Below are 18,896 nucleotides of genomic sequence, written 5' to 3'. Positions count from 1 at the left end.
CTGCTGGTCGATCCGAATCGTTGTGCTCGCCCTCGGCATGGGGGCGACACTCAGGTCACCCCCTGTGGCGGCGGTATCCGGCATTCCGGTGGGATGTGCTCTGTCGGGTTTCACGTGCACCTGCGCAAACCGCAGCCAACCCACGAAAAAGGGCGACCCGAAGGCCGCCCGAATTCCGCATCATCACAAGGCTCAGTTGCCCGTTGCACTGTCCACGGCGACCGTCACGCCCGGGCCCATGGTGGAGCTGAGCGCGATCTTCTTCATGTAGGACCCCTTGGCACCCGACGGCTTGGCCTTGGAGACCGCGTCCACGAAGGCGCGCACGTTCTCGACCAGCTTGGCCTCGTCGAAAGAGGCCTTGCCGACGCCGGCATGCACCACACCGGCCTTCTCGGCCTTGAATTGCACTTCCCCGCCCTTGGCGGCTTCCACGGCGGCCTTGACGTCCATGGTCACGGTGCCGACCTTGGGGTTCGGCATCAGGTTCCGCGGGCCCAGGATCTTGCCCAGGCGTCCGACGATCGGCATCATGTCCGGGGTCGCGATGCAGCGGTCGAACTCGATCTTGCCGGACTGGATCGTCTCCATCAGGTCCTCGGCGCCCACGATATCCGCGCCGGCCGCCTGCGCTTCCTCGGCCTTGGGGCCACGGGCGAAGACAGCCACGCGCACGGTCTTGCCCGTGCCGTTCGGCAGGCTGACCACACCGCGCACCATCTGGTCCGCATGGCGCGGGTCGACGCCCAGGCACATGGCGATCTCGACGGTCTCGTCGAATTTCGAGGTCGCGTTGGCCTTGATCAGGGCGACGGCTTCTTCCACGGTCAGGTCGGACTTGCCGGCCACGGCCTCGCGCGCGGCGCGGGTGCGTTTTCCAAGCTTTGCCATCTTACTTCACCTCGATGCCCATGGAGCGGGCAGAGCCCAGAACGATCTTCATCGCGCCTTCGATGTCGTTGGCGTTCAGATCTCTCATCTTCGCTTCGGCGATCTCGCGCACCTGCGCGACGGTCACCGTGCCGACGGTCTGGCGCGACGGGGTGCTGGCCCCGGATTTCACCTTCGCGGCCTTCTTGAGGTAATAAGCCGCCGGCGGCGTCTTGATTTCCATCGTGAAGGACTTGTCCTGGTAATAGGTGATCACGGTCGGGCACGGCGCGCCGGGCTCCATGTCCTGCGTCTTGGCGTTGAACGCCTTGCAGAATTCCATGATGTTGATGCCGCGCTGACCCAGTGCCGGGCCCACGGGGGGGGACGGGTTCGCTTGTCCGGCGGGCACTTGCAGCTTCATCGTGCCTGCGAGTTTCTTGGCCATCTGGCCTCTCCTTTTACAGCATCCGAACCGCCGCGGCGGCCGGACAGGGGTGCTCGTGGTCCGGTGCGGTCACGCGTGACCGCCGCCTCCCACGTCTCATCACTCAGGACGTCTTGGTGACCTGCGTGAATTCCAGTTCGACCGGGGTCGCCCGGCCGAAGATCGATACCGTCACCTTCAGACGGTTGTTGTCGTCGTCCACTTCCTCGACGCTGCCCGAGAAGCCCTCGAAGGGTCCGTCGGTCACGTTGACCTGTTCGCCGATGTCGAAGGTGATCAGGCTGCGCGGCGCCTCCTGGCCTTCCTCGACCCGGTTCAGGATCTGGTTCACCTCGTCATCGCGCATGGCCATGGGCCGACCCTGGGGGCCGAGAAACCCGGTGACCCGGTTGATCGAGTTGATCAGGTGATAGCCCTGGTCGGTCATCTCCATCCGCACCAGCACATAGCCGGGCATGAAGCGGCGCTCGGCGGTGACCTTCTTGCCGCGGCGGACCTCGATGACCTCTTCGGTCGGGACGAGCACCTCTTCGATGTCGTCCTCAAGCCCTGCCTCTGCGACGGCGTGCTTGATCTGCTCGGCGATCTTCTTCTCGAAATTCGAGAGGACGCTGACAGAGTACCACCGTTTGGCCATTGTGTTCGCTTCCTTGCCCCTCGGGCGCAGTGCGCGGGCGCGCGCCCCCGCCTCATTCCGGTTGTGTCACCCCAAATGAAAAGCAGCGTGCGGCTCGAATCGACGCACGCTACGGGTTGGGATGGTGGGGCGTGTAACGCCGAACAGGGGGGATTTCAACCGCTTTAGAACCCGCGCAACCGCCCGGGCGGAAAGCCCGCGTCAGCCGCCGAAGAAGTTCAGCACGAACTGCAGGCCGGTCCGGATCATCCAGTCCACGAAGAAGAAGAAGATCGCCGTCAGGATCGCCATGGCGAACACCATCAGGGACGTGACCATGACCTCCTTGCGGGTTGGCCAGGTCACCTTGCTGACCTCGGCGCGCACCTGCTGCAGGAACTGGAAAGGATTGGTGATGGCCATCGGTACGCATTGCCTCTCGGTGTCGGACCCCGTGCAGATACGCCGCCCTTGTGAAGATTTCAAGGCGCTTTGCCGCGCGCCCCGTGGCAGTGTGCCGCCGACGGGTTTGTCGCAAATTCGGAACTCTGCTACGCTTCGGTGTGTGCCGATCATTTTAAGGCGCAACAGCTATTTGCAAAGTGAAAGGAATTCCCATGCCCGGCAGTGGACAGGTTCTCAACCGCGACGGCCATCCCACACACATCGTGGTTTTCGAGAAACCCTCGGAAAACAATGCGGCAATGCTGTCGTCCATGTTGGGCGACCGCAGCCCCAAGGGTGCGAATGGCGCCCTGCGGTTCCAGGCGCGCGGCGCCCGCAAGACCAGCGCGCTGCTCTATGAGCGCCTTGCGGTAGCCGAGATGGACATGACCGAGGCAGAGGCGAGGGACATGCGCGACCAGTCCGGCATCGCGGCGGTGGAGCGCAATGAGGTCATGTCGATCCCGCGCCCGGTGCGCCTCGATCCCGCCGAAGCGCAGGAGGCCGAAGAGGGTCTACGCCCGCCCTCCCGCGCGATGGGGGCCGAGAGGGACGCGTATCTGCGCGGGGTGCGCGATCTCGCGAACATGCTGCTCGGCGAGGGCCCCCGCCCCACGGGACCGGCGGGGGCGCAGGGATTCTGGCGGCCGCGCAACTGGACGACCTGGGGCCTCGACGCCATCGGGTCGGACCGACGCCCGGAGTTGACCGGCGAGGGGGTGAAGGTCGCGGTGCTCGACACCGGGCTCGACCTCACCCACCCGGACTTCACGGATGTGCTTGGCGCGCGCACCGCCTCTTTCGTCGGGACCGAGACGGCGCAGGACGGCCATGGCCACGGCACCCATTGCTGCGGCACCGTCGCAGGCCCGCTGCAACCCGCGCTCGGGCCGCGCTACGGCGTGGCGCCGGGGGCCGAGTTGCTGGTGGGCAAGGTTCTGGCCGATGACGGGTTCGGCATGATGAGCCAGATCATCGACGGCATCACCTGGGCGCTGAACGAAGGCGCGCAGGTGATCTCCATGTCGTTGGGCTCTGCGCGGGCCGAGGGCGCGGGCTTCTCCCGTGTTTACGAGATGGTCTTTCGCCGCCTGCTGTCCGAAGGCGTCCTGCCGATCTGCGCAGCCGGCAACGAAAGCGACCGCCCCGGCCTGATCGCGCCGGTGGGCAACCCCGCCGCCTGCCCCGGCGCCATGGCCGTGGCCGCCGTGGACCGGCGCATGGACCCGGGCGATTTCAGCTGCGGGCAGGTCGACCGGATCGGGCTGCTGGATATCGCCGGGCCAGGTGTCGGCGTGCATTCGGCCTGGACCGGGGGCGGGTACCGCCGGATCAGCGGCACCTCGATGGCCACGCCCCATGTGGCAGGGGTCGCCGCCCTGCACCTGCAGGCGGACCCGTCTACAACGGGCGACGACCTGCGCGCGTTGATGAAGATGCAGGCCACCGCCCTCGGCCCGGTGCGCGACTTCGGCGCGGGTCTCGTGCAGGTGCCCGCGAACCCCGGCGTGCCGGTGGGCTGAAACATGCGCACGGGGCCGGCACGGTTGACCGGCCCCGTCGCTCTGGCTAGCTTTGATCCATGGATACCACGCTGAAAGTGCATATCGGGCTGAAACCCCAGGCCGCGCAGACGCTCAAGGCCCTGCCGAGCGAGGCGCGCGATGCCTGGGTCGAAAAGCATATCCATGCCCACCCCGTGACCTTCGAGACATTCGAGACCTACGGGTTCCTGAGCTGCACACTCGACCGCGCGGACATGCTGAGTACCGTCAAGGCCGCGCCGGAGGTCGACTGGGTCGAGATCGACCGCAAGATGTCGGCGATCTGACCCCGCCCGAAACCACCCCCAAATAACGCAAAAGGCGCGCCCCGCAGGACGCGCCCCTGTCTCGCAAGGCCCGACCGATCAGGGCTGCTCGTCCTCGTCATCCTTGCTGTCGGGCAGGTTGAACAGGCTGTCGGCATCGACCAGCGTGCTCTTGTCCTCGTCCTCGTCGTCGTCATTGCCCAGCAGGGTGAAGCTTTCGAGCCCCGAGATCGCCGTGGGCATCCGCGGCTCCGGCTCCATCTCCAGCGACTGCTCGGTCGAGACCAGCTTGCGACGCTCGTCATCGCTCATCAGCTCGCCCTCGCGGGCCTTCTTGGCGGCGGCCTTCTGCACGGCGGCGTCAAGCTCGGTCTGCTTGCACAGGCCCAACGCCACCGGGTCGATCGGCTGGATGTTCTGGATGTTCCAGTGGGTCCGCTCGCGGATCGCCTGGATCGTCGGCTTTGTGGTGCCCACCAGCTTCGAGATCTGGCCATCGCTCAGCTCGGGGTGGAACTTGACCAGCCACAGGATCGAGGCCGGACGGTCCTGCCGCTTGCTGAGCGGGGTGTAGCGCGGGCCGCGCCGCTTTTCCTCGCCCGTGGCGGCTGGGTTGTATTTCAGCTTCAGCGTGTAGCCCGGGTTGTTCTCGGCCCGGTCGATCTCGGACTGCTCCAGCTGGTTGTTGGCAATCGGGTCGAACCCCTTCACGCCGGCGGCCACGTCGCCATCGGCGATGCCTTGCACTTCCAGCTCGTGCAGCCCGCAGAAATCCGCGATCTGCTTGAAGCTGAGCGTCGTGTTGTCGACCAGCCAGACCGCGGTCGCCTTTGCCATCAATGGTTTCGCCATTGTCGTGTTCTCCTGAATTCCGGACCCGGAGGCCGCAGACACGCCTTCCCCCGCGCCGGAAACCGGCGGCACCGAGCTTCGGTGCGGGTTCTCGCTTTGGGGGAACTTGGCGGTTATATAAGACGCGATCCGGTTTGAGGGAAGCCCGAAATGCACTTGCTCCGCTGCGTCCTGTGCCTCTGCCTGCTGCTGGCGGCCCCTGCGACGGCGCGCGCCGACGGGGATCAGGCCGGTGAATTCGACTATTACGTGCTGGCGCTCAGCTGGTCGCCCAACTGGTGCCTGCGCGAAGGCGACGACCGGGATGCGCCGGAATGCGCGCCCGGCGCGGGCCGCGGCTGGACCCTGCACGGGCTCTGGCCGCAATACGAAACCGGTTGGCCCAGCGACTGCCGCACCACCGCAAGCGACCCGTCACGCGCCATGACCCGCGCCATGACCGACATCATGGGCTCCGCCGGGCTGGCCTGGCACCAGTGGAAGAAACACGGCCGCTGCTCGGGCCTGTCGGCGGCCGATTACTTCGCCGCCTCGCGCCGCGCCTACGAGTCCGTGACCCGCCCCGAGATCCTGCGCCAACTCGACCGGGACGTGACCCTGCCCGCCGCCGTGGTCGAAGAGGCGTTTCTGCGCGAAAACCCGGACTGGGACGCGGACATGCTGACGATCACCTGCCGCGACCGCCAGATCCAGGAGGCCCGGCTCTGCCTGACCCGCGACCTGGAGCCCCGCCGCTGCGGGGCGGATGTGCTCCGCGATTGCACACTGCAGGACGCTCTGCTCACGCCGCTGCGCTGACCCGCCGCCCCGCGCCGCGACAAGCGCCACTCAGGCACCGGTCGCCATGTCCTCCCCGACCTTTGCCCGCAAGAGCCGCCGCAGGATCTTGCCCGAGGCGGATTTCGGCACCGCCTCGACAAAGGCCACCCGCGCGATCCGCTTGTAATGCGCCAGATGCTCCGCCGCATGGGCGATCACCGCCCCCTCGCTCAGATCCGGATCGCTGCGCACCACGAAGGCCATGGGCCGCTCGCCCGCCGAGTCGTCCGGTACGCCGATCACCGCCGCGTCCGTGATCGCCGGATGGGTCAGCAGCACCGCCTCCAACTCCGCCGGGGCGACCTGGAACCCGCTGACCTTGATCAACTCCTTCACCCGGTCGGTGATGAACAGGTTGCCCGCCTCGTCGAACCGGCCCAGATCGCCGGTCTTCAACCAGCCATCACGCGTCACGGTCTCGGCCGTGGCATCGGGTCGGTTGAGATAGCCCTGCATGATCTGCGGCCCCCGGACCCAGACCTCACCCTCCGCGGCATCCTCCCCGGTCTCGGGATCGACGATCCGGCTCTCGGCACTGGGCGCGGTCGGCCCGACCGAGCCCGGCACATTCTGCCCCGGCGGGGTGAAATGGGAAACCGGGCTCATCTCGGTCATCCCATAGCCCTGCACCATCTCGACGCCCAACCGCCGCCCGACCGCCTCGGCCACATCGCCGCCCAGCGGGGCCGCCCCGGAAAGGATGAACTCCACCCCCGACAGGTCGTAGTCATCCACCATGGGATGCTTCGCCAGCGCCAGCGCCACGGGCGGCGCGATGTAAAGCTGCCGAGGCCGGTGGGTCTGACACAGGGACAAAAACTGCTCCAGATCGAAGCGTGGCATGGTCACAACAGCCGCGCCCCGGGACAGGTAGCAGTTCATCAAGACCGTCATCCCGTAGATGTGGAAGAACGGCAGGAACCCCACGGTCACATCCTGCACCGTGATGCCGATGATCTCTGCTGTCTGATCCACGTTCACCACAAGGTTCCTGTGGCTCAGCATCACCCCCTTGGGCAGCCCCGTGGTCCCGGACGAATAGGGCAGCACCACGATATCCCGCGCAAGATCCACCGCCACCTGCGCCGCCAGGGGCGGGCCGAACAGCGCCTCCAGCGACCCGGGCCCGGTCGTGCCCATCATCACCGTCTCGGTGACGCCCGTGCCCTGCACCGCCTCAGCGGCCAGATCGGCGAAGGCCGGCACGGTGACCAGCATCTGCGCGCCGCTGTCGCGCAGCTGGTGGGCCGCTTCCTCGGTGGTGTAGGTCGGGTTCAGGGTGGTGACCGTCGCCCCGGCAAAGGCCGCGCCATGAAAGGCCGTGGCATAGTCGGGCATGTTCGGCGCCATGATCGCCACGACATCCCCCGGCCCGATCCCGCGCGCCCGCAACCCGCCCGCGCAGGCCCGGATCCGCCCTTCCAGCTGCGCGCCCGTCATCGCCGCGCCGCTCGGCCCGTCGATCAGGATCGGGGCATCGCCGCGCCTTGCCAACCCCTCGAACAACGCCTCGGTGATCGACAGGTCGCGCACCGTCACATCCGCGAACGGACTGCGGTAGATTTTCATGGCATATCCTCCCGGACCCGAGCCTAGCAAACGCGCCCGGTTTTGGGAGAGAAATCTAACGCCCGGTCAGCAGCCGCCGCGTGGCGTCCGACACGAGGTCCGCCACGGGCATGTGCATCCGCGCGAACTCCGCCTTCCCGTCGATGCGCAGGAAAGAAAGGCCGTGCACGAAGGTCCAGAGCGGGAAGGACACGGTCAGCACCTCCTCATCGACCGCGTCCTTGCCCAGATATGCCGCCACCTGCATGAGCAACCCGGAATAACAGGTATGCCCCGCCTCCTCGACATCCGCGCGGCCCGAGTTTTCCGCGAACATCAGCCGGAAGAGCGTCGGATGGGTCTCCGCATAGGCCACGTATTCCGCGCCCGACGCGGCGATCCCCTCTATCGAACCATGGGGGAAGAGCGCAGCGGCCGCGTGCAGGCGCGCCGTCATCTCCGCCATGCCTTCGAGGATCACCGCCGCGACCATGTCGGTCTTGTCCCCGAAGTGGCGATAGGGCGCGGCGGTGGACACCCCGGCCCGGCGGCACGCCTCCGAGACCGAGAATGCCTCCGCTCCCTTTTCCTCGATCAGCTCGCGAGTCGCCTTGACCAGCTGCTGGCGCAGGTCGCCATGGTGATAGCCCGCCTTGCCGGTGACCCTGGTTGCCTGTTTCACGCGCATATCCCCTTTTCTGCAGGGCGCCTTAGGCGAAAAACCGATCAAGCGGGATTTAATGTTAGACATTCTAACACCGCCGATTTATGTCTTTCGCAATGTAAGTCACTCTAACTTCTCGCCGCCCGCACCGCAAGGAGCCCGCCATGCCAAAGGATCCCGCCAGCCCCCTCAGCCCGTCCCGGACCCGGCGGGGTCTGCGGCGCCTCGGCATCCTCACCGGCACCGGCCTGACCCTCGCACTGGCCGCCGGGCTGGTGATGGGCGGCAGCGGCCTGATCGCCGCCCGCGCGCAGCAGGACGGGCCCGCCCGCCCCGAAACGGTGCTGCCGGTGCAGACAGCCCCCCTCGTGATCGAGGACAGCTACGCGGTCACCGCGCGCTTCACCGGCCAGGTCGAACCGGCCCGCAGCGCCGATCTGGGGTTCGAGGCGGGCGGCACCCTGGCCGAAGTGCTGGTGGACGAAGGCGACCGGGTGGCGGCGGGCGACGTGCTCGCCCGGCTCGATATCCGCGCCCAGCAGGCCGACCGTGCCGCCCAGGTCGCCGCCCGTGACGCCGCCCGCGCCCGGCGCGACCTGGCCGAGTTGACCTCCGCGCGCCAGGAGCGCCTCGCCGCCTCGGACTTCGCCTCCGCCCAGCGCGCCGACGAAGCACGGTTCCGTCTGGCCGAGGCGGAGGCGCAGATCGCCCAGGCCGACGCCGCCATCCTCGCCCTCGACGTGGCCCTGTCGAAATCCCAGATCACCGCACCCTTCGACGGCACCATCGCCGCGCGGCTGCGCGACGAAGGCGCACGGCTCGGCGGCGGCACCCCAGTCCTGCGGATCGAGGAGACCGAAGCCCCGCAGCTGCGCGTGGGCCTGCCCGACGCGCTGGCGCAGACCCTCGGCCCCGACGCCACCTTCCCGGTGACCCTGCCGGGCGGGACGGCCACCGCCACGCTCGACCGGCTGCGCCCGGACCTCGACCCGGTCACCCGGACCCGTGCGGCGGTCTTCACCCTCGACCGCCCCGCACCGTCGGGCACGCTCGCCACGCTGGAGATGACCCGCGAGGTGCCGGGCCGCGGCGCCTGGGTGCCGCTCTCGGCCCTTTCCGAAGGCATCCAGGGGCTCTGGACGCTCTACCTGCTCGATGACGGCGACATCCTGCGCCGCGAATCGGTCGAGGTGCTGCACGCCACGGGCACCCGCGCCTTCGTCACCGGCACCTTTCCGCAGGCCGCGCGCTACGTTCCCGCCGGCGCCCACCGGATCGCGCCGGGCCAGCGCGTCGCGCCCACGCCCGCGGGCTGAGCCATGCGCACCCTGCCCTTCCGCAACCCGCGCCTCGTCGCCCTCGCCCTCTTGGTCATCATCGCCGCGGGGCTCTCGGCCTTCCTGTCGCTCGGACGGCAGGAAGACCCGACCATCACCAACCTCAACGCCACCATCACGACCCTCTATCCGGGCGCGGAGCCGAGCCGGATAGAGGCGCTGATCTCCCAACCCCTCGAAGACGAGATGCGCACACTGGCGGATATGGACGAGATCAAATCGACCTCCGCCACGGGCATCTCGATCATCTCCCTGCAACTCGACGAGGCCACCGACCCCGCCATCATAGAAGAGATCTGGTCCAAGGCCCGCGACGGCGTTGCGGACGTGGCCCGCACCTTCCCCGAAGGCGTCCAACCCCCGGAATTCGACAGCGAGGGCATCGCCGCCGTCGGCGCCATTTTCGCCGTCAAACCCAGCGGCGCGGCCGCCAACCCCGCCGTGCTCGCCCGCACTGCCGAGGAACTGGCCGAACGCCTGCGCAACGTCCCCGGCACCAAGAGCGTCGAGAGCTGGGGCACCCCCACCGAAGAGGTCCGCGTCACCCTCGACCCCGCCGCCACCGCAGCGCTCGGGCTGACACCGGATGCGGTCTCGGCGGCCGTGCGCGCCGCGGACGCCAAGGTCCAGTCCGGCCGCCTGGTCAGCGGCAGTAGCGACATCCTGCTCGATGTGCAGGGCGATATCGAAGCCCTCGACCGCCTGCGCCAGATCGTGCTCGCCACCGGCCCGCAGGGCCAGGTCACGCGCCTCGGCGACGTGGCCGAGATCAGTCGCAGCCCCCGCGACCCCGCCCCCGCCATCGCCCTTGTGGACGGACAGGACGCGATCCTGCTGGGCGTGCAGGCCAACGAGGGGCTGCAGATCGACGTCTGGATGGGCTGGATCCGGGACGAGGTGGCCGCCTTCGCGCCCCTCCTGCCCGCCTCCCTGACGGTGGAGCAGATCTTCGACCAGGCGGTCTATACCGCCGACCGGCTGAGCGAGGTGGCCCTGAACATGGCCATCGGCGTCGGGCTGGTGGTGCTGGTCCTGCTGGTGACCCTCGGCGTGCGCGCGGCCCTGATCGTGGCCGCCGTCCTGCCGCTGGTCAGCCTCGCGACCCTTGCCTCGATGAACTTCATCGGCCTGCCGATCCACCAGATGAGCGTCACGGGGCTGATCGTGGCGCTCGGGCTGCTGGTGGATGCGGCGATCGTGATGACCGACGACATCCGGCAACGCCTGCGCGCGGGCGCCTCCCGGATGGACGCGGTGGATACGGCTGTCAAACGCCTCTTCGCGCCCCTGCTGGCCTCCACCGTCACCACCGCGCTCAGCTTCGTGCCGATGATCCTGCTGCCCGGCGGCGCGGGGGATTTCGTGGGGGCGATCGCCATCGCCGTGGTGTTGATGCTGATCTGGTCGCTGATCATCGCCCTGACCATCACGCCGGCGCTCGCGGGCTGGTTGCTGCCCGAGGGCGGGCGCGGCGCGGGCCTGCCCTCGGGTCTGGCGGGCCGGGCCTTTCACGCATCGCTGCGCTGGTCGGTGCGCAACCCGGTCCGGTCCGTCGCGCTGGCCCTCGTGCTGCCGGCGATGGGCTTTGCCAGCTTTCCCACCCTGACCGCGCAATTCTTTCCGGGCGTGGACCGCGACCAATTCCATATCGAGGTGGACCTTGCCCCCGGTGCCGCGCTCAGCCGCACCCACGCCCTGGTCGAAGAGATGGACGCGCTCCTGCGCGCCACCCCCGGCATCACCCGCGTCGCCTGGACCCTGGGCGAGAGCGCGCCGGCCTTCTACTACAACATCGTCGGCTCCCGGCAGGGCGCGCCGGGCTTTGCCCAGGAGCTGATCACCACCGCCGCGCCCGAGGCCACCGCCGACCTGCTCGACCCGCTGCAGACCACCCTGACCGCCCGCTTCCCCGAGGCCCGCATCCTCGTGCGCGGACTGGTGCAGGGCCCGCCCGTGGACGCGCCCGTGGAATTCCGGCTGGAGGGTCCCACGCTCGAGGTGCTGCGCGCCGAAGGCGAGCGGCTGCGTGCCATCCTGCTGGGCGTCGAGGGGATCACCACCGTGCGCGCCAGCTACGAGGGCGGCGCGCCCAAGGTGCAGGTCGAGATCGACGAGGCCGCGGCGCAACTGGCCGGGCTGAGCCTCGCGGACGTGGCCCGGCAATTGCAATCCGGCCTCGACGGGGTGACCGGCGGGTCGCTCATCGAGGCCTCCGAACAGCTCCCCGTCCGGGTGCAGCTGGGGGCGGGAACGCGGGACGATCTGGAGCGTATCTCCCAGATGCTCATCGTGCCACCACCGGGGAACGGCCGTTCTAGCCAGACCCTGCCCGCGTTCCCCCTCTCCGCCATGGCCGAGATTTCGCTGGTCCCGTCCGACAGCCCCATCGCGCGGCAGAACGGCACACGGGTCAACACCGTGCAGGCCTTCATCGCGCCCGATCTGCTGCCGCAGGAGGCACTGGTGCGCGCATAAGCCGCGATCGATGCGGCGGGCTTTGCGCTGCCCGCGGGCTATGACATGGCCCTGGGCGGTGATGCGGATGCGCGCAACGATACGGTCAACCGGCTGCTCGCACCGCTGGGCCTGATCGTGACCCTGTCGCTGGCGACCATCGTGCTGACCTTCGGATCCTTCCGGCTCGCCGCCGTGACCCTGGTGGTGGCGGTGCTGTCGGCGGGGCTGAGCCTGCTGTCGCTGGCGGTGTTCCAGTACCCGTTCGGGATCACCGCGATCATCGGGGTGATCGGCTCCATCGGGGTGTCGATCAACGCGGCGATCATCATCCTGACCGGGCTGCAACAGGATGAGGCCGCCGCCGCCGGGGACCGGGACGCCATGGCCCAGGTGGTGATGAACGGCTCGCGCCATATTCTGTCCACCACCCTCACGACCTTTGGCGGCTTCCTGCCCCTGATCCTGGCGGGCGGCGGCTTCTGGCCGCCCTTCGCCATGGCGGTGGCGGGGGGCGTGCTCCTGTCGACGGTGGTCAGTTTCTATTTCACGCCGCCGCTCTTTGCCCTCGTGCGGCCACGCCGAACGAAGGCGGCGAACCAGGTCGAAGGCCACACCTGCCTGGCGGAGCTGAAGATCGCGGCGGAGTGAGACGGGCGCGTTAACCTATTCAGGAAATTGAATGTTTCGCATGCGAAACAAATCTCTGTAAGCTCTTGGGACACCACGATTCCGCGAAAAAATTTGTCGGCGGATCGGGGCGTGTTTCGGGGGCCGCGTTAAGAGTTGCGCGAAACCGCCCCGACGACGCGCCACCAAGCGGTTTCGAAACCGCTTGCACGCCCCGGCCTCTCCTGCTGCGCGAGACGCCAGAGCATTCCCCTGGACCAACCCGCGTCACGCCGCGCAACGTCGACCCGCCCACCCCACCCCTGCAGCCGACCCAAGCGGTTTCGAAACCGCTTGGCCCGTGGCGGTCGCCGCGCTCAGACCTTCAGGACGATCTTGCCGATATGGGCGGAGCTTTCCATCCTGGCATGGGCCTTCGCGGCATCGTCCAGCGCGAACTCGCTGTCCATCACCACCTTGATCCGGCCCGCCGACAGGAGCGGCCAGACCTCCCGCTCCAGCTCCGCCGCGATCCGCGCCTTGGCCAGGTCAGATTGCGGCCGCAGGGTGGAGCCCGTGATCGTCAGCCGCCGCATCATCAGCGGCGCGAAGTTCACCGCCACCTTCGGTCCCTGCAGGAAGGCGATCTGCACCAGCCGCCCGTCTTCGGCAAGGCTCTTGAGGTTACGCGGGATGTAGTCGCCGCCCACCATGTCGAGGATCAGGTTGGCGCCACCCTCGTCCTGCAGCACCGGCACGAAATCCTCCTCGCGGTAGTTGATCGCGCGCTCGGCGCCCAGGTCCATGCAGGCCGCGCATTTCGCAGCGGACCCGGCGGTGGCGAAGACCCGCGCGCCCAGCGCATGCGCCAACTGAATCGCCACGGTCCCGATCCCGGAGGAGCCGCCATGAACAAGGAACCGCTCCCCACCCGTCAGCCCGCCCCGGGTCACCACGTTCGACCACACCGTGTAGTGGTTCTCGCAAAGCGCGGCCGCCTGATCGAGCGGCATGCCGTCGGGCACCGGCAGCGCGTGCGCGGCGGGGCAAACGACGTATTCCGCGTACCCTCCGCCCGGGGTCAGGGCGCAGACCTGATCGCCCACCGCCCAGCGCGCCACGTCCGGGCCGGTCGCCACGACCTCGCCCGCGACTTCCAGCCCCGGCAGGTCCGAGGCCGTGGGCGGCGGCGCGTAGGAGCCTGCCCTCTGCAGCGCGTCGGGCCGGTTCACCCCGGCATAGGCGACCTTGATCAGGATCTGGCCCGCGCCGGGTACGGGCATCGGACGGGTGCAGGGGCGCAGCACCTCGGGTCCGCCGGGCTCGGTGATCTCAACGGCGCGCATGGTCTCGGGCAGGGTCATGGAGGAAGTCCTATTTCGGCCGGTAGGACCCCGGAAGGTCCGCCCGGGGCAGTTTCGAGGGCGGCTTGATCTGGCTCAGCACCCAGTTCGGGCCGGTCATCAGCCCGCGCAGCAGCGGGTTCTTGTTCACCGCGCCTTTGACCTCTTCGATTTTCATCACATCGTCAATCCGGCGGTCCAGGAAGGCCCAGGTCGCTGCGTGATCCTCCGACGTGTCGCCCAGCCAGTAGAGCACCGTCGCGCTGTAGACCCCCGACAGGGTCGCGCGCTTGGAGTACCAGTTGAAATCGTCCGACCGGTCGCCGAGCGTCTCCCAGATCAGATCGCAGGTGCCCCAGACCGCCTTGGCCCCGTCCCCGGCATAGACCGGCAGCGCAAAGAGCGTCGTTGCGCGGCGAACGGCTTCCTTGTCCTCCACCGCCTCTAGCCGGTACCGCACCGCCGCCGCGATCCGGTCGCGGAAACGCAGACCGTCCAGCGGTTCACGCTTGATGCGGGCAACCATCTCGGCATCGCCGCGCGCGTGGAAGGCCAGAGCCAGATCCACCGCGCCGCGGGGAAACAGGCTCTTGGCCAGTGCGGGGTCGATATCGGCATCGGTGCAGGCCGCCGCGAACGTGGCCTGGGACCAACCATCGAAGGCCACGTGAATCAGGGCGGCATCCAGCAGTGCTGCGCGCAATTCCGGGGTCGAACGGGTGTCTTCCATGGGAGCTCCTATTCAGGACTGACAGGCAATCAACGTTGCTGGACAACTAGGGCGTCCCTTGCTATACGGCCACCTCCTGCAATCTGACGCAACACAAACTTAGGAAGGTGGTGACAACCACATGCAGGTCAGCGTACGCGACAACAATGTCGACCAGGCACTGAGGGCTCTGAAGAAGAAGCTCCAGCGCGAGGGCGTGTTTCGGGAAATGAAGCTCAAGCAGCATTACGAGAAGCCCTCCGAGAAGAAAGCACGCGAGAAGGCAGAAGCCATTCGCCGTGCCCGTAAACTCGCACGCAAGAAAGCCCAGCGCGAAGGCGGGCTCTAGGCCCCACCGCGCCCGAACATCTTTGCTGTTCGAAACGACGACCCCCGTGGCTTTGCCCGGGGGTTTGTTGTTTCGCGGCGCACGGTTCGCGTCAAAGCGGCAGGGCGGTGGTCTTGAACACGGTCCGCAAGGCGAAGCTCGACTGGATCTGCGCGACCCCCGGCAGGGTGGCCAGGTGGCGCCGGTGGAGGGCGGCGAACGCCTCAGTATCCTGGGCCACGACCTTGAGCAGGTAATCCGCCGATCCCGCCATCAGGTGGCATTCGAGCACTTCGGGCACCTGTGCGACGGCCGCCTCGAAGGCCACGAGCACCTCGTCGGCCTGGCCGGACAAGGTGACCTCGACGAAGACGGTGGTCTTGCGGTCCACGGCGCGCGGGTCGACGAGGGCGACGTAGTCCTTGATGACGCCTGCCGCCTCCATCCGGGCGACGCGGCGGTGGCAGGCCGAAGGCGACAGGTGCACACGCTCCGACAACTCGGCGTTGGACAGGCGCCCGGCCCTCTGAAGGGCCGAGAGCAGACGGTGATCCGTGTCGTCCAAGGCGATCATGACGCAAGATTTTCCTGTTTTAAAATCATTTATGCAAGATTTTAGCATCTCATGGCCATCCCGCACAGGGCTTTTCAAAGCACTTGAGCGCCGTTCGTGGCAATTTCAGAGCATAAAGTTCATGCAGGGAGGTTTTCATGCGCATCGGTTGCCCGACAGAGATCAAGCCCCAGGAATTCCGTGTCGGGCTCACCCCCGCTGCCGCGGCCGAGGCCGTCGCCCATGGCCACGCGGTGCTGGTGCAGGCGGGCGCTGGTGTCGGCTCGGGGTTCGAGGATGCCGACTACATCGCCGCCGGGGCGCGGATCGTGGACACCGCCGAGGAGGTCTTCGCCAAGGCCGACATGGTCGTGAAGGTTAAGGAGCCCCAGGCGGTGGAGCGCGCGATGCTGCGCGAGGATCAGGTGCTGTTCACCTATCTGCATCTGGCCCCGGACCCGGCGCAGACGCGCGAGTTGCTGGCCTCGGGTGTGACCGCGATCGCCTATGAGACCGTGACGGCGCCCGATGGCACGCTGCCGCTGCTGGCGCCGATGTCCGAAGTGGCCGGGCGGCTGGCACCGCAGATGGGCGCCTGGACCCTGCAGAAGGCCAATGGCGGGCGCGGTGTGCTGCTGGGCGGTGTGCCCGGGGTCGGCGCGGCGGAGGTTGTGGTGATCGGCGGCGGCGTGGTCGGCACCCATGCGGCCCGGGTCGCCGCGGGCATGGGCGCGAAGGTCACGGTCCTGGACCGCTCGCTGTCGCGGCTGCGATATCTCGACGACGTGTTCGGAGGGCGGTTCGCGAACCGCTATGCCTCGCGCGCCGCGACGGCGGAGTTGGTGGCGCAGGCGGACATGGTGATCGGCGCGGTGCTGATCCCCGGGGCTGCGGCGCCCAAGCTGGTGAGCCGCGCGCAATTGGCGGACATGAAGCCGGGTGCCGCGATCGTGGACGTGGCCATCGATCAGGGCGGGTGTTTCGAGACCTCGCGGGCGACGACGCACCGGGACCCGATCTACGAGGTGGACGGCATCCTGCATTACTGCGTGGCGAATATGCCCGGCGCGGTGGCACGGACTTCGACCATCGCGCTGGGCAATGCGACCCTGCCCTACATGCTGCAGATCGCGGATCAGGGCTGGCGCGCGGCTGTAAGGGCGGACCCGCATCTGCGCGCGGGGCTGAACGTGCACGCGGGCAAGCTGACCTACCGGGCGGTGGGCGAGGCGCTGGGTCTGCCGGTGACCGAGGCCGACCTGCTGGCGGCCTGAGCCGCGGGGTTATCCCGACAAGGCGCGTTCCGGGCGATCCGAGCGAGGCTTGTGCAATCTGCACCAGAGCTGCCGCAGGCGGGCGCGCTGCTGCGGCAGGCGACGCTCGAACAGAGCGGCGAAGGCGAAGCAGGCCAAGAGCGTCAGGGCCAGCAGCCACAAATCGTAGCCCGGCAGCGCCTCGGGCAGGCCCGCATCCAGCAGGTGCAGTACCGGGTAGTGGAGGACATAGAGCGAAAAGCTGCCCTGCGCGATCCAGCGCACGGCGCGAGCGGGGCGGCCCCGGTGCGGTGCGGTGCGGCCGACGCAGAGGGCATGGACCCCGCGCAGGTGGGCGGCGACGCAGAGCGCGAGCAACGTGTTCCACAGCACCTCGTCGGAATAGCCGAGCAGGGCGTGGTGACTGGCGGGGGCGACCGCCGCGGCGGTGAGCGCGCTGAGAAACGGGGCCAGACCTGCGGCCTTGAGCGCAACGAGGGTGACAGGGCCGCCGAGGGCGAGGGCCCAGGCGCGGGACCGGGGCAGCGCCAGGGCGCGTTGGATATGGTGCCAGAGCGCGACGCCCAGAAGCCAGCAGGGCATGAGTGCCAGGATCGGCAACCCCGCGAGGAGCGCGCCCAGCGCGAGGAGCACCCAGCGCAAGAACCCGCGCAGATAGAAGGCGATGGCGAAGAGGGCGTAGAAGGCGACCTCGTAGCTCAGCGACCAGAGCGGCCCGTTGGAGCCCAGGCGCACCCGGTCCGACAGCCCCTGCCATTCGTTGCTGAAGCTGAGCCCGCGCCAGAGCATCTCGGCCACCGGCAGGGCCTCGAAGAACGGGGGCTGGTAGGCGCGCAGGTCGAGCCGTTGGCCGATGGCGTCGAACAGCAGGGTCAGCACGAGCGCGGGGGCCACCACCGACAGCACCCGGGTCAGCCGGTGAAAGGCGAAGCGGCCGAGGGTGCCGTCGCGTTCCGCTGCATAGGCGATCACCACGCCCGACAGCACGAAAAACACCACCACCGCGTCGCTGGCCAGGTTCCAGTCGCGCAGCACCTCGTAGTCGCCCCGGGTGAAACGGGTATGGGCCATGTGCCCGAAGAGCACCGTCAGCGCCGCGCCCGCCCGCAGCACATCGAGCCAGAGCGAGAAGCCCGGCGACATGGGGCGCGCGCCGCTCATGGCTTGCGCAACTCCGGCGCTGCGGCGTCCTCCCCGGTGCGGGCGGCCGCGATGCTTTCGGCGAAGGGGGTGAGCAGGGCTGCGCCCAGGGTTTCATGGGGTTGCGCGATCCGTTTGCCCGCGGCGTCGGAAATGCCGAAGGTCAACGCTTCCTGCCGGGGCGGGATGTAGAGCGTGCCGAAGGCCCAATCCCAAAGGGCGAAGATCGAGCCGTAGTTCTTGTCATGATGCTCGACCGCGACCGAATGGTGCACCTGGTGCTGGGCGGGGGAGATGAACACATGCTCCAGCACCGCACCGTAGCTCAGCCAGATATGGCTGTGGCGCAGGTTGGCGCCGAGCGCGTTGAAAAGCACGTAGAGCGCGTTCGCCCCGCCGATGGTGACGAAATCGATCTGACCCAGCACGAGGATCAGCACCACCGCCTGCACCACGCCCACAACCACGGTGATCAGCAGGTTGCGCAGCAGCGTCTCCACCGGGTGGGCGCGCATCACCGTGAGCGGCGTCAGCACATCGGCCGAGTGGTGCACCGCGTGAAATGGCCAGAGCACCTTCCATTCATGGTGCCACCGATGGGCCCAGTATTTGCAGAAATCCGAGGCCATCACGATGATGATCGTCGCCAGCAAGGTCCGGCCCCAGGTTTCGGGGGGCGGGTTGTAGCCCGCGACATCCGCCCACAGACCGATCAGCCCGATCGCCACCAGGGGCGGGAAGAACACCGCCCCCGCCAGCCCCGAGGCATCCACCAGCCGATTGGTCAGAAAGAGCTTGATATCGAGCAGGTTGGAGCGATGCCGGTAGACCGACGCCGGCAGCAGCCAGGACAGGAAGCCCGTGGGCCGCCCCCGCCAGATCCAGATCGCGCCCGCCAGCACCACAGTGCACAGCAGGTAGACCAGCGAGATGCGCAGGTTCATGTTGAAGGGCACCGCGCCCAGATCGCGCAGGTAGTTCGAAAGCAGGTCCATGGCACGCGTCCTTTCACCGACCGTGCCATGGCATAGCTTTCCAGTTTGTTATTCCCGGGGCGATTTCATGGCCGGCCCCGCCC

General features: G+C 68.2%; 18 protein-coding genes and 1 pseudogene. 7 read left to right on the top strand and 12 right to left on the bottom strand.

Annotation, left to right across the window (positions count from 1 at the left end; genetic code table 11):
* Nucleotides 1–192: 192 nt before the first annotated feature.
* The 4 genes from rplA to secE all read right to left on the bottom strand — a co-directional run bounded on the left by rplA (nt 193) and on the right by secE (nt 2,357).
* On the bottom strand, nt 193–891 hold the full coding sequence (gene rplA / locus DSHI_RS01300; protein ID WP_012176943.1) for a 50S ribosomal protein L1: 699 nt from the start codon (nt 889–891) through the stop codon (nt 193–195).
* A 1-nt stretch (nt 892) separates the two neighbouring features.
* Nucleotides 893–1,318 (bottom strand): 50S ribosomal protein L11, encoded by a 426-nt coding sequence (rplK, locus tag DSHI_RS01295; RefSeq protein WP_012176942.1) that lies wholly within the window; start codon nt 1,316–1,318, stop codon nt 893–895.
* Nucleotides 1,319–1,421: 103 nt separating this feature from the next.
* Nucleotides 1,422–1,955, bottom strand: coding sequence for a transcription termination/antitermination protein NusG (nusG, locus tag DSHI_RS01290; protein ID WP_012176941.1), 534 nt, complete (start codon nt 1,953–1,955; stop codon nt 1,422–1,424).
* A gap of 201 nt (nt 1,956–2,156) precedes the next feature.
* On the bottom strand, nt 2,157–2,357 hold the full coding sequence (secE, locus tag DSHI_RS01285) for a preprotein translocase subunit SecE (protein ID WP_012176940.1): 201 nt from the start codon (nt 2,355–2,357) through the stop codon (nt 2,157–2,159).
* Between the two features lie 194 nt (nt 2,358–2,551).
* Here secE and DSHI_RS21220 point away from each other — a divergent pair, with 194 nt between their 5' ends.
* Together DSHI_RS21220 and DSHI_RS01275 are read left to right on the top strand one after the other, a co-directional pair.
* Nucleotides 2,552–3,901: a S8 family peptidase gene (locus DSHI_RS21220; RefSeq protein ID WP_012176939.1), complete on the top strand. Its 1,350-nt coding sequence runs from the start codon at nt 2,552–2,554 to the stop codon at nt 3,899–3,901.
* 59 nt (nt 3,902–3,960) lie between these two features.
* On the top strand, nt 3,961–4,209 hold the full coding sequence (locus tag DSHI_RS01275) for a hypothetical protein (RefSeq protein WP_012176938.1): 249 nt from the start codon (nt 3,961–3,963) through the stop codon (nt 4,207–4,209).
* Between the two features lie 78 nt (nt 4,210–4,287).
* Here DSHI_RS01275 and DSHI_RS01270 read toward each other — a convergent pair whose 3' ends face one another.
* Nucleotides 4,288–5,040: a DUF1013 domain-containing protein gene (locus DSHI_RS01270; protein ID WP_012176937.1), complete on the bottom strand. Its 753-nt coding sequence runs from the start codon at nt 5,038–5,040 to the stop codon at nt 4,288–4,290.
* 150 nt (nt 5,041–5,190) lie between these two features.
* Between DSHI_RS01270 and DSHI_RS01265 the strand changes: the two genes are divergently transcribed.
* Nucleotides 5,191–5,838, top strand: a complete 648-nt coding sequence (locus DSHI_RS01265) for a ribonuclease T2 family protein (RefSeq protein WP_044027573.1) — start codon at nt 5,191–5,193, stop codon at nt 5,836–5,838.
* Between the two features lie 30 nt (nt 5,839–5,868).
* Here DSHI_RS01265 and DSHI_RS01260 read toward each other — a convergent pair whose 3' ends face one another.
* Nucleotides 5,869–7,428 carry an AMP-binding protein gene (locus DSHI_RS01260; protein WP_012176935.1) on the bottom strand — a complete coding sequence of 520 codons (1,560 nt, stop codon included), beginning with the start codon at nt 7,426–7,428 and terminating at the stop codon, nt 5,869–5,871.
* Nucleotides 7,429–7,483: 55 nt separating this feature from the next.
* Nucleotides 7,484–8,089, bottom strand: coding sequence for a TetR/AcrR family transcriptional regulator (locus tag DSHI_RS01255; RefSeq protein ID WP_044028216.1), 606 nt, complete (start codon nt 8,087–8,089; stop codon nt 7,484–7,486).
* Between the two features lie 146 nt (nt 8,090–8,235).
* Here DSHI_RS01255 and DSHI_RS01250 point away from each other — a divergent pair, with 146 nt between their 5' ends.
* Nucleotides 8,236–9,387: an efflux RND transporter periplasmic adaptor subunit gene (locus DSHI_RS01250; RefSeq protein ID WP_012176933.1), complete on the top strand. Its 1,152-nt coding sequence runs from the start codon at nt 8,236–8,238 to the stop codon at nt 9,385–9,387.
* Between the two features lie 3 nt (nt 9,388–9,390).
* Nucleotides 9,391–12,513: pseudogene (locus DSHI_RS01245) on the top strand (efflux RND transporter permease subunit).
* 335 nt (nt 12,514–12,848) lie between these two features.
* On the opposite strand, the gene DSHI_RS01240 reads toward DSHI_RS01245, so the two are convergent.
* A complete protein-coding gene (locus tag DSHI_RS01240) occupies nt 12,849–13,835 on the bottom strand; it encodes an NAD(P)H-quinone oxidoreductase (RefSeq protein ID WP_012176930.1) in 987 nt (328 codons plus the stop codon).
* Nucleotides 13,836–13,845: 10 nt separating this feature from the next.
* A complete protein-coding gene (locus tag DSHI_RS01235) occupies nt 13,846–14,544 on the bottom strand; it encodes a COQ9 family protein (protein WP_012176929.1) in 699 nt (232 codons plus the stop codon).
* A gap of 121 nt (nt 14,545–14,665) precedes the next feature.
* Here DSHI_RS01235 and rpsU point away from each other — a divergent pair, with 121 nt between their 5' ends.
* Complete coding sequence (gene rpsU / locus DSHI_RS01230; RefSeq protein ID WP_012176928.1) at nt 14,666–14,872, top strand: 30S ribosomal protein S21; 207 nt, start codon at nt 14,666–14,668, stop codon at nt 14,870–14,872.
* Nucleotides 14,873–14,963: 91 nt separating this feature from the next.
* On the opposite strand, the gene DSHI_RS01225 is transcribed toward rpsU, so the two are convergent.
* Entirely contained in the window at nt 14,964–15,422 is a 459-nt protein-coding gene (locus DSHI_RS01225; protein ID WP_044028212.1) for an Lrp/AsnC family transcriptional regulator, read from the bottom strand.
* Nucleotides 15,423–15,562: 140 nt separating this feature from the next.
* Between DSHI_RS01225 and ald the strand changes: the two genes are divergently transcribed.
* A complete protein-coding gene (gene ald, locus DSHI_RS01220) occupies nt 15,563–16,678 on the top strand; it encodes an alanine dehydrogenase (protein ID WP_012176926.1) in 1,116 nt (371 codons plus the stop codon).
* A 9-nt stretch (nt 16,679–16,687) separates the two neighbouring features.
* Here the strand turns inward: ald and DSHI_RS01215 are convergent, their stop codons facing one another.
* Nucleotides 16,688–17,839 carry an acyltransferase family protein gene (locus tag DSHI_RS01215; RefSeq protein WP_012176925.1) on the bottom strand — a complete coding sequence of 384 codons (1,152 nt, stop codon included), beginning with the start codon at nt 17,837–17,839 and terminating at the stop codon, nt 16,688–16,690.
* The gene (locus tag DSHI_RS01210; protein WP_012176924.1) at nt 17,836–18,813 is read right to left on the bottom strand and encodes a sterol desaturase family protein; all 978 of its coding nucleotides are present in this window, start codon (nt 18,811–18,813) and stop codon (nt 17,836–17,838) included. Before DSHI_RS01210 ends, DSHI_RS01215 begins: the two co-directional genes overlap by 4 nt.
* Nucleotides 18,814–18,896: the final 83 nt, after the last annotated feature.

It is taken from the genome of Dinoroseobacter shibae DFL 12 = DSM 16493, from assembly GCF_000018145.1.
GTDB classification, from domain to species: domain Bacteria; phylum Pseudomonadota; class Alphaproteobacteria; order Rhodobacterales; family Rhodobacteraceae; genus Dinoroseobacter; species Dinoroseobacter shibae.
This window is presented reverse-complemented; position numbering and strand designations above follow the sequence as displayed.

Bases quoted from the DNA above. Each gene is read 5' to 3' on its own strand.
- rplA (WP_012176943.1), bottom strand. From the start codon at position 891: ATGGCAAAGCTTGGAAAACGCACCCGCGCCGCGCGCGAGGCCGTGGCC.
- rplK (WP_012176942.1), bottom strand. From the start codon at position 1,318: ATGGCCAAGAAACTCGCAGGCACGATGAAGCTGCAAGTGCCCGCCGGA.
- nusG (WP_012176941.1), bottom strand. From the start codon at position 1,955: ATGGCCAAACGGTGGTACTCTGTCAGCGTCCTCTCGAATTTCGAGAAG.
- secE (WP_012176940.1), bottom strand. From the start codon at position 2,357: ATGGCCATCACCAATCCTTTCCAGTTCCTGCAGCAGGTGCGCGCCGAG.
- DSHI_RS21220 (WP_012176939.1), top strand. From the start codon at position 2,552: ATGCCCGGCAGTGGACAGGTTCTCAACCGCGACGGCCATCCCACACAC.
- DSHI_RS01275 (WP_012176938.1), top strand. From the start codon at position 3,961: ATGGATACCACGCTGAAAGTGCATATCGGGCTGAAACCCCAGGCCGCG.
- DSHI_RS01270 (WP_012176937.1), bottom strand. From the start codon at position 5,040: ATGGCGAAACCATTGATGGCAAAGGCGACCGCGGTCTGGCTGGTCGAC.
- DSHI_RS01265 (WP_044027573.1), top strand. From the start codon at position 5,191: ATGCACTTGCTCCGCTGCGTCCTGTGCCTCTGCCTGCTGCTGGCGGCC.
- DSHI_RS01260 (WP_012176935.1), bottom strand. From the start codon at position 7,428: ATGAAAATCTACCGCAGTCCGTTCGCGGATGTGACGGTGCGCGACCTG.
- DSHI_RS01250 (WP_012176933.1), top strand. From the start codon at position 8,236: ATGCCAAAGGATCCCGCCAGCCCCCTCAGCCCGTCCCGGACCCGGCGG.
- DSHI_RS01240 (WP_012176930.1), bottom strand. From the start codon at position 13,835: ATGACCCTGCCCGAGACCATGCGCGCCGTTGAGATCACCGAGCCCGGC.
- DSHI_RS01235 (WP_012176929.1), bottom strand. From the start codon at position 14,544: ATGGAAGACACCCGTTCGACCCCGGAATTGCGCGCAGCACTGCTGGAT.
- rpsU (WP_012176928.1), top strand. From the start codon at position 14,666: ATGCAGGTCAGCGTACGCGACAACAATGTCGACCAGGCACTGAGGGCT.
- ald (WP_012176926.1), top strand. From the start codon at position 15,563: ATGCGCATCGGTTGCCCGACAGAGATCAAGCCCCAGGAATTCCGTGTC.
- DSHI_RS01215 (WP_012176925.1), bottom strand. From the start codon at position 17,839: ATGAGCGGCGCGCGCCCCATGTCGCCGGGCTTCTCGCTCTGGCTCGAT.
- DSHI_RS01210 (WP_012176924.1), bottom strand. From the start codon at position 18,813: ATGGACCTGCTTTCGAACTACCTGCGCGATCTGGGCGCGGTGCCCTTC.